This window comes from Propioniciclava soli (assembly GCF_038502305.1).
In the GTDB taxonomy this organism is placed as follows: Bacteria; Actinomycetota; Actinomycetes; order Propionibacteriales; family Propionibacteriaceae; genus Propioniciclava; species Propioniciclava soli.
In genome coordinates, this window is the sequence record NZ_CP115965.1 from 1,750,070 (window position 1) to 1,765,085 (window position 15,016).

14 protein-coding genes are annotated in these 15,016 nt (G+C 65.0%); 7 read left to right on the forward strand and 7 right to left on the reverse strand.

The features are described from left to right. Positions 1-7: 7 nt before the first annotated feature. From PCC79_RS08015 to PCC79_RS08045, 7 genes are all read right to left on the reverse strand, one after another. Positions 8-3,223: a type I restriction endonuclease subunit R gene (locus PCC79_RS08015; RefSeq protein ID WP_342373497.1), complete on the reverse strand. Its 3,216-nt coding sequence runs from the start codon at positions 3,221-3,223 to the stop codon at positions 8-10. Further along, the gene (locus PCC79_RS08020; protein ID WP_342373498.1) at positions 3,220-4,500 is read right to left on the reverse strand and encodes a restriction endonuclease subunit S; all 1,281 of its coding nucleotides are present in this window, start codon (positions 4,498-4,500) and stop codon (positions 3,220-3,222) included. Before PCC79_RS08020 ends, PCC79_RS08015 begins: the two co-directional genes overlap by 4 nt. Then, positions 4,497-6,452 carry a class I SAM-dependent DNA methyltransferase gene (locus tag PCC79_RS08025; RefSeq protein ID WP_342373499.1) on the reverse strand — a complete coding sequence of 652 codons (1,956 nt, stop codon included), beginning with the start codon at positions 6,450-6,452 and terminating at the stop codon, positions 4,497-4,499. The genes PCC79_RS08020 and PCC79_RS08025 overlap by 4 nt, the downstream gene beginning before the upstream one ends. Before the next feature lie 100 nt (positions 6,453-6,552). Then, positions 6,553-7,473 carry a helix-turn-helix domain-containing protein gene (locus PCC79_RS08030; RefSeq protein ID WP_342373500.1) on the reverse strand — a complete coding sequence of 307 codons (921 nt, stop codon included), beginning with the start codon at positions 7,471-7,473 and terminating at the stop codon, positions 6,553-6,555. Between the two features lie 242 nt (positions 7,474-7,715). Beyond that, positions 7,716-7,895, reverse strand: a complete 180-nt coding sequence (locus PCC79_RS08035; RefSeq protein WP_342373501.1) for a hypothetical protein — start codon at positions 7,893-7,895, stop codon at positions 7,716-7,718. A gap of 883 nt (positions 7,896-8,778) precedes the next feature. Further along, positions 8,779-9,717 carry a hypothetical protein gene (locus PCC79_RS08040; protein WP_342373502.1) on the reverse strand — a complete coding sequence of 313 codons (939 nt, stop codon included), beginning with the start codon at positions 9,715-9,717 and terminating at the stop codon, positions 8,779-8,781. Between the two features lie 74 nt (positions 9,718-9,791). Beyond that, positions 9,792-10,346, reverse strand: coding sequence for a hypothetical protein (locus PCC79_RS08045; RefSeq protein ID WP_342373606.1), 555 nt, complete (start codon positions 10,344-10,346; stop codon positions 9,792-9,794). A gap of 19 nt (positions 10,347-10,365) precedes the next feature. On the opposite strand from PCC79_RS08045, the gene PCC79_RS08050 reads away from it, so the two are divergent. The 7 genes from PCC79_RS08050 to PCC79_RS08080 all read left to right on the forward strand — a co-directional run bounded on the left by PCC79_RS08050 (position 10,366) and on the right by PCC79_RS08080 (position 14,995). After that, positions 10,366-11,046, forward strand: coding sequence for an RNase H family protein (locus tag PCC79_RS08050; RefSeq protein WP_342373503.1), 681 nt, complete (start codon positions 10,366-10,368; stop codon positions 11,044-11,046). Positions 11,047-11,073: 27 nt separating this feature from the next. Next, positions 11,074-11,223 (forward strand): hypothetical protein, encoded by a 150-nt coding sequence (locus tag PCC79_RS08055; protein WP_342373504.1) that lies wholly within the window; start codon positions 11,074-11,076, stop codon positions 11,221-11,223. Between the two features lie 19 nt (positions 11,224-11,242). Next, complete coding sequence (locus tag PCC79_RS08060; protein ID WP_342373505.1) at positions 11,243-11,551, forward strand: hypothetical protein; 309 nt, start codon at positions 11,243-11,245, stop codon at positions 11,549-11,551. 425 nt (positions 11,552-11,976) lie between these two features. After that, positions 11,977-12,675, forward strand: a complete 699-nt coding sequence (locus tag PCC79_RS08065) for a hypothetical protein (RefSeq protein WP_342373506.1) — start codon at positions 11,977-11,979, stop codon at positions 12,673-12,675. Positions 12,676-12,820: 145 nt separating this feature from the next. Next, the gene (locus PCC79_RS08070; RefSeq protein ID WP_342373507.1) at positions 12,821-14,245 is read left to right on the forward strand and encodes an ImmA/IrrE family metallo-endopeptidase; all 1,425 of its coding nucleotides are present in this window, start codon (positions 12,821-12,823) and stop codon (positions 14,243-14,245) included. Continuing rightward, the gene (locus PCC79_RS08075; protein ID WP_342373508.1) at positions 14,242-14,472 is read left to right on the forward strand and encodes a hypothetical protein; all 231 of its coding nucleotides are present in this window, start codon (positions 14,242-14,244) and stop codon (positions 14,470-14,472) included. The genes PCC79_RS08070 and PCC79_RS08075 overlap by 4 nt, the downstream gene beginning before the upstream one ends. Continuing rightward, complete coding sequence (locus PCC79_RS08080; RefSeq protein WP_342373509.1) at positions 14,432-14,995, forward strand: hypothetical protein; 564 nt, start codon at positions 14,432-14,434, stop codon at positions 14,993-14,995. The genes PCC79_RS08075 and PCC79_RS08080 overlap by 41 nt, the downstream gene beginning before the upstream one ends. The last annotated feature ends 21 nt before the right edge of the window (positions 14,996-15,016 follow it).

Consider the following 15,016-nt stretch of genomic DNA (forward strand, 5'->3'; position numbering starts at 1 on the left):
GCCCAGTTCATGCTCGGGCTTCCCCGGCCTTCACCTGTTCGTGGCTGGCGTGCTGATCGACCTCTACCGAGATCGTCTCGCTTGGGAAGGCGTAGTCCACTGTGGCGAGGTACTTCCGGTAGCCGAGCATCTCTAGCAGGACTGATAGTGAGTGGTGGTTCTGGTCCTTCAGCAGCGCGGTGGTGAAGTCTGCGTTGTTCTGCGCCATGTCGATCACGGTGGTAAGAAAGGCTGCGACGACGCCGGGGTCGGAGTTGAAGTCCTGGTCCGAGTTGGCCTTGGCCTTCGCTACCAGATTGGTGTTCTCCTTGGTCTTGCGCAGGGTGAGTTCGAGTTGCTGCACTGCGTCATCGGCGGTGAGTCCGCTGTCCGCGAAGAGGCTGTTGATGGCGTCGATGATCTCGTCCCACTGCGCTTGGTCCCGCTCTCTCGCCTGAGCCGTGCCCATCTCGACCAGAGGCGTCAGTGGCGTTGCCTCGCACTTGGCGAGGTCGAGAGTCTGAGCACCCTTGTTGTCGATCTTGAAGCGTGAAAGGGCGATGTCGGCCACGCGCACCTTCACGCCCGACTGCTCATCACTCAGACGCTTGCCCAGGAGCCGGTAGTAGATCGCCCGCTGCTCCATCTCGACGCCGTAGGGGACGATCTGGGACAGGAAGTCGTACGCCTTGACGTAGTTGGACAGGTCGGAGCGGAAGCCCTCCAATCGCTGGACTTCCTCGTCGTCCTCGTCCTCGCGTGCTTGACGCAGGGCGGCAACGAAGCGCTTTGCCCCCGGGTCGATGGCCCCAGCGAGCATGCCGTGCAGGCCCTTGGTCAGGGCGTCGCTAGCCTCAGCCATCTCCTCCTCGTAATAGACGCGAGCCAGGCCCACGGCGTCCAACTTGGCTGCGATCCGGTTCACGAGGTCGGGGTCCGTGGTCTCGGTGAGTTCGGCTCCCTCGTAGTACGGCAGAAACGCCGCGAGGATGTCCTCACCGGAGTTCACGAAGTCGAGCACGTACACCTGGTCCTTGCCCGCCCACGTGCGGTTCAGTCGGGAGAGGGTCTGCACGGCCATCACTCCGTCGAGGCGCTTGTCGACGTACATCGCGCACAGCAGCGGCTGGTCGAAGCCGACCTGGTACTTGTTGGCGACGATCATCACCTGATAGTTCGGGCCGTGGAAGGCGTCCGCGAGGCTCTTGCCCTTGGTTCCGCTGTTGACGCTGGCCTCGGTGTACTCACCGACCCCCAGGAGGTCATCGGGTGCGATGTCGTGGTCATCGTTGCTGACGGTGACCTTGCCCGAGAAGGCGACCAGGGCGTGCACGTCGGTGTAGCCACGCTTGCCGACATAACGCTCGACAGCGTTGTAGTAGCGAAGGGCGGCCTTGCGCGAGGACGTGACGATCATCGCCTTGGCCGCGCCACCGAGCATGTGCGCCACATTGTCTCGGAAGTGCTCCACGATCAGTGCCACCTTCTGGCTGATGTTGTGCTCGTGGAGTTGCACCCACTTGACCGCAGCCTTGCGCGCGGCCTCCTTGTCGACCGACTTGATATCGTCGTCCTTGGTCTTCAGGGCGAGTTCGTAGGCGACCTTGTACTCGGTGAAGTTCTGGAGCACGTCGAGGATGAAGCCCTCCTCGATGGCTTGGCGCATCGTGTAGCGGTGGAAGGGCTCTGGCTTGGGGTTGCCCTCGTCGTCCAGCACATCGCGGTTGGGGGTCCCGAACAGTTCGAGTGTCTTCGACTTCGGCGTCGCCGTGAACGCCAGATAGGTGACGTTCGGGGTCTCTGCCCGCTGGCCCAGTTCTGCGGCCAGGACGGCCTCGGTGTCCACCTCGCCGCCGTCAGCCAACGACTCCTGCTCCTCGGGACTCAGGACAGCCTTCAACTTCGACGCAGCCATGCCGGTCTGGGAGGAGTGTGCCTCGTCCGCGATGACCGCGTAGTGACCACCCTTCGACTCGGCCTGCTGGCGCAGGTACTGGAGGGCAAAGGGAGCGGTTTGGATCGTCACGACGATGATCGGGGTACGCATGGCCAGCGCCTCGGCCAGTTCCTTCGATTTGGACGCGCCTGCGCCGTCAATGGAGACGACTTGGGTGCCTCGCGGGTCCAACTGACGCATGGCATCGGTCATTTGCTTGTCGAGCACGTTCCGGTCGGTCACGACGATCACCGAGTCGAAGACCTTCTTGTTGTCTGCATCGTGCAGGGCTGCGAGCCGGAACGAGGTCCACACGATGGTGTCGGTCTTGCCGGAGCCAGCCGAATGCTCGATCAGGTAGCGGTCCCCGACACCGTGATCCTTGACGTGGCCGACGATCTTCTCCACGGCAGAGAGTTGGTGGAACCGGGGGAAGCGCAGCGAGACGGAGGTCTCCTGCTTGCCCGTGACCGGGTTGGGCTTCTCCTCCTTCCGCGTGACCAGGTACTTGGTCAGGATCGTCAGGAACATGTCCTTGTCGAGGATGTCGGCCCAGAAGTATTCGGTGCGGGCACCCTTCGGGTTCAGGGGATTGCCCTTGCCGCCGTCATCGCCCCTGTTGAACGGCAAGAACGTCGTCTTCTGCCCGTCCAACTTCGTCGTCATCGAGACCTCGTTGTCGGTGACCACGAAGTGCACCAACGTCCGCTTGCCCCACGCCAGCAGCGTCTCCTTGCCGTCCGCGCCGGGGTTGCGGTCATTCTTGTACTGCACCTGCCCCCCGGTGACCGACTGGGTGAACTCGGTCTTCAACTCGATGGTCGCCACCGGCAGGCCGTTGAGGAAGAGCACCAGGTCGATGGACTTCTTTGCATCCGTCACGGAGTAGTGCACCTGCCGCACCACGCGCAGCCGGTTGTGCTGGTAGTCCTCGACCGTCTTCGGATTCAGCGTCTCAGTGGGCTTGGGTTGAGCCATCAGGAAGCGAGACCCGATGCGCCGGAACCCCTTGCGCAGGATGTTGAGCGTGCCCCCGCCGCTCTCCACGGGCTGGTTGAGCGCCGTGGCGAGTGCATCGAGGATGCCGTCGCGGGCCTTCATCTCCTGTGTGGAGTCCATGCCCGGCTTGATGAACTTCGCCAGTTCGTCACTCTGCGTGGCCTCCAGCCAGGCGAACACGTCCTCGGGGAACAGGGCACGCTTCTTGTCGTAGCGGGTGTTGCTGCCCTCCTCGTAGAGCCAACCCTTCGAGTGGAGGAGCGCGACGGCCTCGTTTTCCATCGCCAGTTCCTTGTGCGCCTCGGTCACGACGCCTCCTTCTCGGTCGTCGGGTCGCTCCGCTCGACGCCGGTCTCAGGGTTAATCCTGCCGGTCACAGCAGCGGTGATGAGTGCGTCGCGCCGCTCGCGGAGTAGATGCGATACATCCATTGCAGCCGCAACGAGTGCATCCGTGTGCGCGGTCGCTGCGTCTGCCTGGGCGGCCAGGGAGCGCTGGACTGGCGTGGGCGGCATTGGCACTCGGAAGGCGGCGAGGGCCTCACAGGTGAGGGCTCCCTTGGTGGCTCCATTCGCGTCGCTGATCCTGCGCAACTCGTCATAGGCCGTTCGCAGCAATAACGTCAGGAAGCGCGAGTCCCAGTAGGTGTTGTCTGGAATGATCGCGGCAACATGCTGATTGATCGTCGCGTGAAGACGCACTTCGGTTGCCTTGCCGCGCGTTTTCCCCTGTCCGGTCAAACCGATGAGGACGGAGCCGACCGGCACCTTGGGGAGATGGCATTCTGTTAGCGCGATCTGAGTAACGAACTGGTCAGCAACAGTCACAGTGTCTTGGTTCACCACCGAACTATTCAGCCAAGGGAAGTCGCCTCCCCAGTAGTCTTCACGCTCCCTCCGGGGCGTGGAGCCGTTTGTGATCTTGGCATGCCTCCTCAACTTTGGGGCATCCCACTCGACAGACCCAAACCATCTGTCGCTGCCGTCGGCTGGTTTGGCGACCTGCGGTAGCAGGACGGCAGCGAGGGCTGCTGTCCGACGTTCTTCCAACGACGCGATCATTGCCTCATTCGCTTCGATCATGGCGTCGATCTGCGCAGTCTCACGATCGAGGAAGTCAGCGATGGCCTCCTGTCCCTGACGGGACAGCAAAGGGACCCGGAATGCCTTCACCCAGTCCGTGGGAACGCGTAGAAGGTTGCCCACCCCTTCAACGACCGTCTCTCCCTCAGAGATGAATCGTCGGCTCTGCCCCAGATAGGCCATGTAGCGAGCACTCGATCTCGCGGTCTCGCGCAAGATGTGCACCTCAGTGCTGGCAGCACCTAGTGACGTGTCGATGGTGGCAACGGTCGCCCGACCAGCCTGGAAGGTCGGAGTCACCTTGGGTAACAACACGTCGCCCTTCCGAAAACGGGTGTAACCGTTTGCCACGCTTTCGACCTCAGCGCGGCGGGTAAAATCGGCTTGCCCTCGTGGCCAAACGCACTCCAAAGGCACGAAGGTCACCTCACCAGTCGCCCGTGCGAACTCAGGGGTGAGCGGATTGACACGAACCAACCTTCGCAACTGCACATCAGCCCTCACGCCTTCACCTCCGCGAAAAGGGCCTGCACGCGAGCGATGGCTGCCTGTACGTCGGCGTCGATCTCTGAGAGCGGTCGCGGTGGGATGTACTTGTAGAACGCTCGGGTGAAGGGAATCTCGTAGCCGATCTTGGTCTTGGACTCGTCCACCCAGGCGTCGGGAGCCCAGGGGAGCACCTCACGCTCCACATAGGCGTCCACATCCTCGGTGAGCGCGACGTTCTCGGTGTCGCGCAACCCCGAGTCGGCCTCGATCTTGCCGCGCGGCGTCTTGACGATCTCTCCCTCGGGGGAGGACTCCGCGAACGCGGCGACGACCGCCTTGCGGACGGCTGGCTTCAGCGCCACATCATGCGCACCAAGCGCTGGGCCGAGCACCTTCTCGAAGTCCGCTTGGCTCTTCCATGTCCGATGCTTCTCCAGCGTGTCCAGCGCCTTCCTTAGGTCGTGGCGGTGGTCCTTATCGAGGGCAGCAACCGCCTTGGCCTCCATGACCTGCTCAATCTTGTCAGCGTCAACGGAGAAGACCACGCGCAGCGGCTGTTCGACGGTGATGGTGCGGTAGCCGAAGTCGGCGGTGTTGAAGACCTTCGAGACCTCGGGGTCAGCGTCGGTGAACTCGCCGTAGAGCCCCACGATGGTCGAGATGTTGGCGGGGGAGAGCATCCGTCGCTTGGCACCGATGGACTTGCGCATCTTCACCCACTGCGCGGTGGCGTCGATCAACTGGACCTTGCCCTGGCGCTCCTCGGGCTTGTTGTTGTCCAGCACCCAGATGTAGGTCGCGATGCCGGTGTTGTAGAACATGTCGGTCGGCAGGCCCACGATCGCGTCCACCAGGTCGTTCTCCAGAAGCCAGCGCCTGATCTCCGAGGGCCCCGAGCCAGCCGCCCCGGTGAACAGGGCCGAGCCGTTGAGGACGATGGCTCCACGCGCGCCGCCTTGGGAGGCGGGGCGCATCTTGGAGACCAGGTGCTGAAGAAACAGCATTGCGCCGTCGCCCACGCTGGGAAGCCCCGCAGCGAATCGTCCGTCGTCGCCGTCTCGCTCCCGCTCGGCCCTGACCGACTTCTCCTGCACCTTCCACTCCTGCCCGAACGGAGGGTTGGACAGGCAGTAGGTGAACGTGCGCCCCTCGTGGCCGTCCTTCAGCAGGGTGTCCCCGAAGAAGATGTTCTGGGCATCCTGCCGCTTGATGATCAGATCGGCCTTGGCCATGGCGTAGGAAAGGGCATTGAACTCCTGCCCGAACAGGTTCAGGGTCGCGCCGCTGCCGTGATTCTGGAGCCACTCGTGGGCCTCCGAGAGCATCCCTCCGGTCCCGCAGGTGGGGTCGTAGACCTGACGGATGGCGTGCGGGTCGGACAGGTCGTCCTCGTCCGGGGCGAAGAGCAGGCTCACCATGAGGCGGACCACCTCGCGGGGGGTGAAGTAGTCACCCGCCACGTCCTTGGACGCCTCCATGAAGCGCCGGATCAGTTCCTCGAACACATCGCCCATCTCGGCGTTGCTCACCCGGTCGGGGTGCACGTCGAGGGCGGCGAAGCGTTTGACGATCTCAGGCAGCCGATCTCGGTCGTCCAGGTCGCGGATGATCTTGGGCATGTCGAAGCGCTCGAAGACCTCGAACACGTCCGGGTCGAAGCCCTCAATCATGGCCTGGAGGTTGGCCGCGAGGTTCGCCGGGTCGCCCAGGTTCTTCAGGCTGAACGTTGAGGTGTTGTAGAACGTCTGGCCCGAGGCCCGCCGCAACATCTCCTGTCGCACCAGCGCCGGGCTGTTCTCGTACTTCGCCGCCGCATCGAGCACCGCTGCCTTGGTCGGAGCCAGGACGGAGTCCAGTCGGGCGAGCACCGTGAACGGGAGGATCACCGTGCCGTACTCCTTGGGCCGGTACGGGCCACGGAGGAGGTCCGCGATGGACCAGATGAAGTTCGGGTCGGGCTTGGTCACGCTTCAACTTCCTTGCAGTCGGTCTTCTGATCGTATTGGGCCAGGTGAGTCCAACCCGCCAGGCTGGGCCGAGGGACCGGGTTCCGCTCGGTCGGCGTGCTCATTGGATGAAGTCACTGAGGGCAGCCAGCGAGCGCTGGCGGCGGACCTCAGCCTTGGACGGGGTGGCAAGGGCCTTGCGGGCGAGATGAGCCCTGTAGCGGGTGTGACCCTCGGCCAGCAGATCAGGGACGCTCATCGGGTACGAGGGCTCTGGTCCCTGCCTCGCGGCCTTCTGTACCCACTCCTCGATCTGCCGGGGACTGCGAAAGCCCTCGGAGTCCCACATGCCCAACCCGATGAGGACCGAGCGCGGGGAGTAGCCCGCTCGGAGGGCTGACCGAATGCCCGGCAGGAGAGCCTCAGACTTGACCACAGGAGTCCCGGCTTCCGTCATCGCCTCGCAGTAGGCAGCGAGAACAGACTGGGCCACCTCGGGGCCTCCTGGGGAGGGGGTTGAGGTCGCGTCTCTGGCCGGGAGCGCCACTGCTTCGCCCCCGCCCTTGCTTCCCGTAGAAGTTCTCCCGAAAGAACCCCCCGAACCGTCTGCGGAGTCCGATGACTCAGACTCCTCCGATTCCGTAGATGCTGACTCGTCGGACTTCGATGACTCAGACTCTTCGGAGTCCCTAGAGCCTTCGGATTCCGTAGAGTCTGCGGAGCCCGTAGACGCAGAGACCCACCCTCCCTGTGCGGCCTCCCAGCCCTCTGGCACGATCACCCGCACCCTGTTCTTGGCCTTGCCAACGCCGGGCCGGTACTCGATGAAGCCAAGTTCGTGCAACTCCTTCAGGACGAGCCCGATTGTTGACTGGGGTACGCCGCTGAAGCGGGAGAGCAGGGCTGCCGCCGACTGGGCCTCCAGCCGCTGCCAACGCAGCAGGTGACCCATCACCGCCATCAGGACGCGGTACTGGCGAGCAGTCAGTTGCGCCTGACAAGCGTGATGCGAGATCAACGCCTGCACCTTCAAGGCGTCCACCAGCCCCATGGCACGGTCTGCGCGTGGGGCAGGCAGCGTGGCGGTCTCCTCGTAGGCCCGCCAGCCGTCCTCACGGTGCTTCCACCGCCCCTGCGGCTGCTTGCCGCGAGTTGGGGAGCCCGACACGCCAGCGCTCGACTTGTTCGCCTGGTCGGGTCCAGGTGCTATCGTCATGAATGTCCTCCTTACGGACTTCCACGAAGCGCCCCTCGCCGCGAAACGAATGGGGCGCTTCGTCCTTGTTACTGGGCCTTCGCCCTCGCTGCTTCCTCACGTCGATGCTGCTTCTCCCAGCGGTTCACCCCGTCTTCGATGAGGGTCTCGATCTGCGAGGAGATCGAGCGTCGCTGGGCACCTGCCATCTCGGCGAGCCGGTCGTAGATGTCCGGCTCCATGGCGACGGTGCGCTTCACCTTGTTCACGAATGCAGAACGGCTGCGAGCCATTTGTCCACCTCCAAGTCGATGAGAAGAAGTTTGCTCCGCTCATAGCCATGACCTCTCTCGGTCGAAGGCATTTCTCTCGTTTGATGAAGGTGCTACATAGTTCTTGGCCTAGGTCGATGGTCTGGAACGTGTGGTTCATCTGTGTCTCGGGATTCGTTTCACGCTTGGGCGTGTCTCGGTCGGCTATAGCCAGCCCAGGGGAGTGGTGAGCCGCCCTAGACTGTGGGACAGAGAGACCGACGAGACCGGAAGGCCGGCCACCCATCCCATGCCCGTCACCCGAGAAGCCGTCCCGTGGCGCATCTACCTACTGATCGACCCGACCACGGGGCCGAGCAACCACGCCTTGGGGACGATCTTCTACGTGGGGCTGCGGCACGAACTTCCGCAACCCGTGGACCTCCGCGAGGCGAATGAGCCTGAGTCCCTCCCCGAGGGCGAGACCCCGGCTCGTGAGCGACTGGCACACCTCAACCACGAAGGGGTGCGCGTGATCGTAGAGGTCGTGCCGGAGCAAGGCTGGTCGAACGCTGACTCGGGCCACCTCGCACGCACGGTCGGCACGCTTTGCGCCTGCTTGCACCCTGCGCCGCTGAACGAGCGACTGAAGAGCGTCCGCTGGCCTGCTCAACTCGTACAGACTGTGGAGGCGGCAGAGGTCGTGCCACTGCCCGAGGAAGGGGCCATCCTCAGGACACACACCGGGCCAACTCCCATTGCCCAGTTGCCAGTCCTGGACGAGCAGACACTCTTCGAAGAGAGCCTCGCCGAGATCGAGGGGAGCACCGCCCCCAAGACGGTGGCCAAGGTTCTGAGGGAAGGTGGACCGCTGCCGTTGCTGCTGGTCGCGGATGGAAGATCAGGGCGCGGCGTGATCCCGGGTGGCTTCGTGTTCGGCGTGTGGGTGGCCGAGGCCATCGAGACGATCAACGATGGCGAGACCCAGTGGAGCGTGGTGCTCCATGACGATCCCGAGATGGTGGGTGCGTTGCGTCGTCGCTACCGACACCAGCGGGTGAGCCTGGACGACCTCAATGCGCTGAAACTGCGCAAAGCCTGACCAGTACCGCAGCACGTTCCACCGATCCTCGGGCACCCCGCCGAGCCATCGGGCGTCTCGCACAACGTCCTGGAGGGCCAGCACCGTGTCCCAGACCCGGGCGAGGGCACGCCAGTTCTCGGCATCCTCAGCGTCGGGAAGGATCGACCGCACCTCCCGCTCGACCATGGCCCGCTTCCAGCGGGCCGGAGACTCACGGAGGATCGCGTCGAGGAACGAGGTCCGCGACAGCAACCGGGCGATCTTGACGGTCTCCGGGTAGACCAGCAGGCCAGGGGAGGGGCGACCAACCCGTGAGGCCCGCTCCTCCAGGACGGCCTTGGAGATGCCGACCGTCGCGCACTCTTCAGCGAGGAGCAGCAGTGGGGAGTCCACGACTACTCCTCGGGGCGTGAGCCGCCCGCGCCAGTGCCGCTCGGCCACGAGCGCCTCCCCGAAGTTGGCGAGATCAGTTTGCTCGTCGTCCTGGGTCCAGCGCTTGTGCTTCAGGCAGACCCAACCCCGATCCCACACTCGGCCCGTGCCGTCTTCGAGATGGGGCATGCACCTGTCACAGAGAGGTCGGCTGATGACCCAGTTCCCGGCGACGACCTGGGGCTCGGTGAAGGCGCGCTCGTGCAGTCCGCCCAGAGCACGCCACGCCTTTGCCCGCTCGGGGTCTCGGGGCGAGCGGCTGGTCACGGCTCCTTGACGCCGAAGGATGGCGTCGATGTCCTTGACGCTGGTGCCGTTGTTCATGGCGTGACGGGGTGCCCAGGAGGTGACGACCTTACCGTGGCCTAGGCGTGTTCGGAAAGGGAGAGGCTCCAGCCTCACATTGCCCTCTTCCCCCGTGCGACGGACCCCTTGGCCGAGGCTGTACTCCGCGCCCTCGTCACGCGCTCAGCCTCCGCGTGGGCGTCGATCTTGATGCCATCCAGCACATCCCGGTCGATGTTCTCCGTCCCCGAGGAGATCGCAGCCCGGGCAGCACCCGCGAGCAGTGCACGCACGCTCCCGACCGCGCCCGAGGTCCGGTCCCAGATGTACGAACCCTCTTCGCGCAGACCCCCCGGCTTCTGCTTCAGCAGGGGCAGGTCGTGCTCCCACGAGTCGAGGAAGAGCAGCCACGGATCAGACTCGTCATTGGGCTTGGGTCGGGCATAGCCGAGCATGTCGTGGGAGCGCCTACGTCCATCGAGTTGGAGCCCCATCTCACCCTGGAAGAGTTCGGCCCGGTCGAGGTCGATGCCCGCGATGACGAAGGTCGCGTCGATCTCGTCGGTGAACATCTTCATGGTCGTTGCGGCCTCCATGCCCGCCTGTCTGTTGGAGCGGATGTTGTGCACCTCGTCCAGAATGACCAGCCTGGTGCTAGCCCGCTCCATGGTCTCCACCACCGCGCGCTTGATCGCCGTCCTGGACGCCTTCTGCGGACTCGTTGAGGAGGCACATGGCCTATCCGAACCCCTCACCGTCGTCGTCCCCACCTCGCTGGCCCAGAACCTCGCCGCATGCGGCTTCGCCGACCCCCAGATCATCATCGGAGCCAAGACAGGGCCGAACTACCTGAGCGAGACCCACCAGCTCGCCGACGCCTGGCGTGACCAGCAACCCGCCACAACCCGCGAGCGGGTTCTCGTCGTGGCCACCGACGCATCGGTCGGTTTGCGCACCGGCTCAGCCGCGATCGCTTGCATCAGCCAGGACGGCAGGACCAGGGAACTACGCCTCAGCCGCCGCCACGACGTCACCCTCTGTGAACTGCGAGCCATCCTGCTGGCCGTGGAGACCTACCACGGCGCACTCCATATCCAGTCCGACTCACTCACCGCGGTCACGTTGCTGACCAGCGGCAAGGTCGACCCTAAGGCTCGCCGCTACGCATCACTGCTCGCTCGGATCGAAGCCGCATCGGCTGGACGCACCGTCACCTATGAGTGGGTCCGTGGCCACAACGGTCACCCCCTGAACGAGGCCGCCAACCGGCTCGCCATCGCCACCCGCCGCGGTGCCGAACTGCACCTGCCACCCGGGATCCGACGCAAGGTCCGCACGCAGATCACCGCCGACCTCGCATGCGCCTGACACACCTCATGAAGGGACAACCACCCCATGCCTGACACCAGCCGCCTGCTCGACGTGTGCGACGACTGCGGCCGCCCTGCTCCCTCTGCGCTGTGTGACCGCTGTGCAGACCGCTACGAAACCAACCTGCTGGCCGATCTCGTGCAGCGGTCACGCCCGGACACCTGTTCTGAGTGACGAAAGGAGGGACCCGACGATGACCACCGGTTCCATCAAGGACATTGAGAACGACGACACCTTCTGGTTCATCATCTGCGGCTTCTTCGCCTTCCCCGCCCTCGCGGTCGGCGCCGGCCAGCTGTGGGCCCAGGGATCTGACTGGCTGGTCGAGCACCACATCCTGGTCCCGGAGAGCGCCTCACCGATGGTGTCGATCCCCGCGATGGGCGGAGCTGGGCTTGATCTTGCTCGCCTCAGCATTGCGGCCGGTTTGGTCGTGCTGCTCGGCGTCCTCACTGCGCTCAGCGTGCAGTCCATCGCTCGCCGGCGGGAATCGATCCAGTGAGCAAGGTCACCTACGGCGAACGAGAGGCCCGCGCCCAGGAGCTGGCCGTGCATTTGGCGTGGAACGGCGCGTGCCGTGAGGATCGCCAGCTGTGGGGGGTGGCTGAACGTGACCACGCATCCGCTACCACGAAGTGGACGGCCCGCGTTGCTGCAGCACCGGCCGTGGAGCTGTGTGCCGGGTGCCCTGTGCTGACTGTGTGTGCCAACTGGGCTGAGACCGACCGCTACACCGGCTTGGCCGCGGGTACGGCGTTGATCGATGGCAAGAGGCGCCCCACCGAGTGGCCCCGGAATCATCGCCACGGACAGGTGGCTCAGAGTGACGGTGCCCTCGCCAGCTGAGTTGGGGGGTGACAGTCGCACTCGCTGTGGGGGGTTCCGTCCCTAGCGTCGTGGGCAAGAACCATAGGACGGACACCCCCCATGAACTTCATCCCCGACGACCACCTCGACCTGATCGTCACCGCCGCGCTCGAGTGGAAGGTCTTGGTCGGCCCTCCGGCCGCGGCCCTCTCCATGCCTGGCTCCCTGACCTCGCTGGACGGTACTCGAGCAGGGACCCTCATCCGTCAGATGAACACGATCGTCCAGTGCCTTGGCTCGCCGGCGGAGTACACCTATCGTCCGGTGCCGGGGCCCTTGATCCCTGTCGAAGTCATCAAGGCGTGCCACGCCGCGATCCACACCTGCAGCCGGGCCCCCTACTGGGAAACATCGGTCGCCCACACACTCCTCACCAAGACGGCATGGGCGGCCGCAGTGCGCGTTCCCGGCTACGCCGAAGCTCCATGGATCTGGACACGCTCCCGCACCTCCCAAACCCTCGCGATCGCCGAGACCTGGCGGTCCGAACCCCTGGCCGTCAACTGGTCCAAGACCCACAGCATCGAACCGGAGACCTGGGCCAGCGCGGCAGCCGTGCTGGTCACCGAAGAAGCACTCCCCGCGGTCAGCGGCCTGCTGGCTGCCGGCCAACTGGCCGCTCGCCCGAACGTCTTCGCGATCTTGCCGGATCCCCACCTGGACCCCGCCCTGTGGGGTGGCGTCGCTGACCATGTCCTCATCTGGCCGGATTGCCGTCCCTGGCTCGATGTGCAACTCGGCGCGGCCTGGAGGCCCTGAACCTGCTCTGTCCTGGGCGGTCACGGACAGGTGCCCTCGAAGCACCTTGTCTGGCCATGAGAACACGAATGATCTGGGCCTCCCCAGCCTTGCAGCCTCCGAGCCCTCACATGACCGCCCTTGCACGGATAGACCGGGTCGAACCGTGAGCGAGCACGACATCTGGGTCAACGACTACACGACGTCCTCGGGCGTCCAGGTTGCCGGCCACTATCGACGCCGGCGTTCAGGAACCGCGGTGCTCGAACCGGCCGAGCCGGCAGCGTTGACTGCCGGCGGCTCGATCGAGTCGCCGGCGGCCGTCCACACTTCTGGTGCCCCGAACCGGACCGCAGGGTCGCACATTGCGCCTGCCTCGCCAGAGGATTCCCTCAAGGCTGCGGAGGCCCGCTACAACGCCGCACGGGTGGCCGTGGGGGTGGCGGCGTTGCGCCAGCGGCACGGTGCCCACGAGCAGAGCCTTCAAGCGGCACTCCGGGAACGTGCAGAAGCCAAGCAGGCGCTCGACACCCTGCACCGAGACCCGCACCCCTCCGCGACCGGGGATTCCCACGAGCTCGCGGCCGGCGAGGACGTCGACGATGCGGCGGCACAGGACCGGTGCTCCAACTGCGGCCAGTACCAAGGCAACGATCACAGGTGCCCGACGCCTGCGGGACTCCCGGCTGCCGCGTACGGCGACTTGAAGGGGGACGCCCGGGTCCACGCGATGGTCGCTGACCTCGAGCAGTCGGTGAAGTCGATCATGGAGTCGGGACAGCTGACCAGGTGGCTCAACGCGATGGCCTCCAACGGGCTGCAGCGCTGGAGCCCCAACAACCGGCTGCTGGCGGCCATGCAGATGCTGCAGCGCGGCAAGGACCTGGGCAACCTCCACATGATGGGGTTCAGGCAGTGGGAGGCCCAGGGCCGCAAGGTCAGCAAGGGCGCCAAGGCGGTCTGGATCCTCGCGCCGATCACACGGAAGGTCGTCGACGAGGCCGACGACGGCACCGAGGTGGAGCGCCACCGCGTTGTCGGGTTCAAGAGCATCCCCGTCTTCGACATCTCCGATACTCACGGCGACCCCCTCCCGCCCTCGCCAGCCGGTCACCAGACCGGCACCGTGGCTCCAGGCACCCTCGAGGGGCTTCGCGACCGCGTCGGAACAGCCGGTTACTCCTACGAAGAGACCGAGATCCCCGGCTTCAACCGTGCTGCGGGGACGGGTACCTACGGGTACACCGAGCCGGCCACCAAGCGGATCGTCGTTGACGCCCGCCAGACCTCCACGGAGAAGGCATCGACTCTCGCCCACGAACTCGCTCACGTCCACTGCGGACACGTCGACAATCTCAACGAGTACCGCCAGCACCGAGGCCGCATGGAAACCGAGGCCGAAATGACCGCCTACCTGGTCAATCGATCGCGCGGTATGACCGCGACGGACGCCGCATCCTTCACCCCTGGCTACATCGCCGGCTGGTCCAAGGGCGACCCCAAGGTGATGCACGCCGCAATAGACACAGCGGTCCGTGCCTACAACAAAATCATGGAGGGCTCATGGCCCGAAGGGAGCAAGCAACCGTGAATACACGCCACATCGCCGAGGTGACCGATCCACTCACCGACGCCGTCGTCGTCCTGACCGCGGGCACGTCCGCCGAGCTCGAGCAGCTGGTCGACCACCATCTGTCCAGCACGTTCCCCGAACCATCCGAAGATCTCCTCGATGTCACAGGCGTCCACCTGTTCTCGGTGAACGAAAGGACGCCCGATGACCACGAACCCCACCCCCGCAATCCTGACGCTGGCTGACCTGGTCAGTCGTCTGGACGGAATCGACCCCGACTCGTTGACCTACCAGCGCTCCCGCGGCTGGGTCATCGGATTCACCTCTTGCCAGGACTTCGAGGTCGCCGTGACCGCCTTCCCTGGCCAACGCGCCGACCGGGTCGACTACAACTTGGTGGCTAAGAGGTTCCTCGTGGCCGGGAACCACGACTTCGAGCTGAACCACCCGTGCCACGCACAGTTGCCCTGCTGGATGCACGTGACACTGGCCGACGTCGCCCGCCGGCATGCGGAGGGCTACCTGGACCTGACCCGTCCAGCTGACCGTGAACTGCTGCGTGCGCTCACCGAGGTTGTCGACGTCGCCCCACTGCCCGCTGCAGCCCGACTTGCTGAGGTCTACCGGACTGCTCTGCATCCCACCCTGACGAACTGCTCCGCTATCAGCACTGCGCTGGTGACCGGTCTCCGTCTCGAACCCGACTCCACACGTCATCAGGACCTGGTCGCGATCCTCACCACGGCCGGCGAGAAGGAGGCCTCCTGATGCGCACGTGGATCTGGGTCG

Excerpts from the sequence above, each read along its gene's own strand:
- PCC79_RS08040 (WP_342373502.1), bottom strand. The coding sequence starts at position 9,717 with ATGAACAACGGCACCAGCGTCAAGGACATCGACGCCATCCTTCGGCGT.
- PCC79_RS08065 (WP_342373506.1), top strand. The coding sequence starts at position 11,977 with ATGAACTTCATCCCCGACGACCACCTCGACCTGATCGTCACCGCCGCG.
- PCC79_RS08060 (WP_342373505.1), top strand. The coding sequence starts at position 11,243 with ATGACCACCGGTTCCATCAAGGACATTGAGAACGACGACACCTTCTGG.
- PCC79_RS08045 (WP_342373606.1), bottom strand. The coding sequence starts at position 10,346 with ATGGAGCGGGCTAGCACCAGGCTGGTCATTCTGGACGAGGTGCACAAC.
- PCC79_RS08080 (WP_342373509.1), top strand. The coding sequence starts at position 14,432 with ATGACCACGAACCCCACCCCCGCAATCCTGACGCTGGCTGACCTGGTC.
- PCC79_RS08055 (WP_342373504.1), top strand. The coding sequence starts at position 11,074 with ATGCCTGACACCAGCCGCCTGCTCGACGTGTGCGACGACTGCGGCCGC.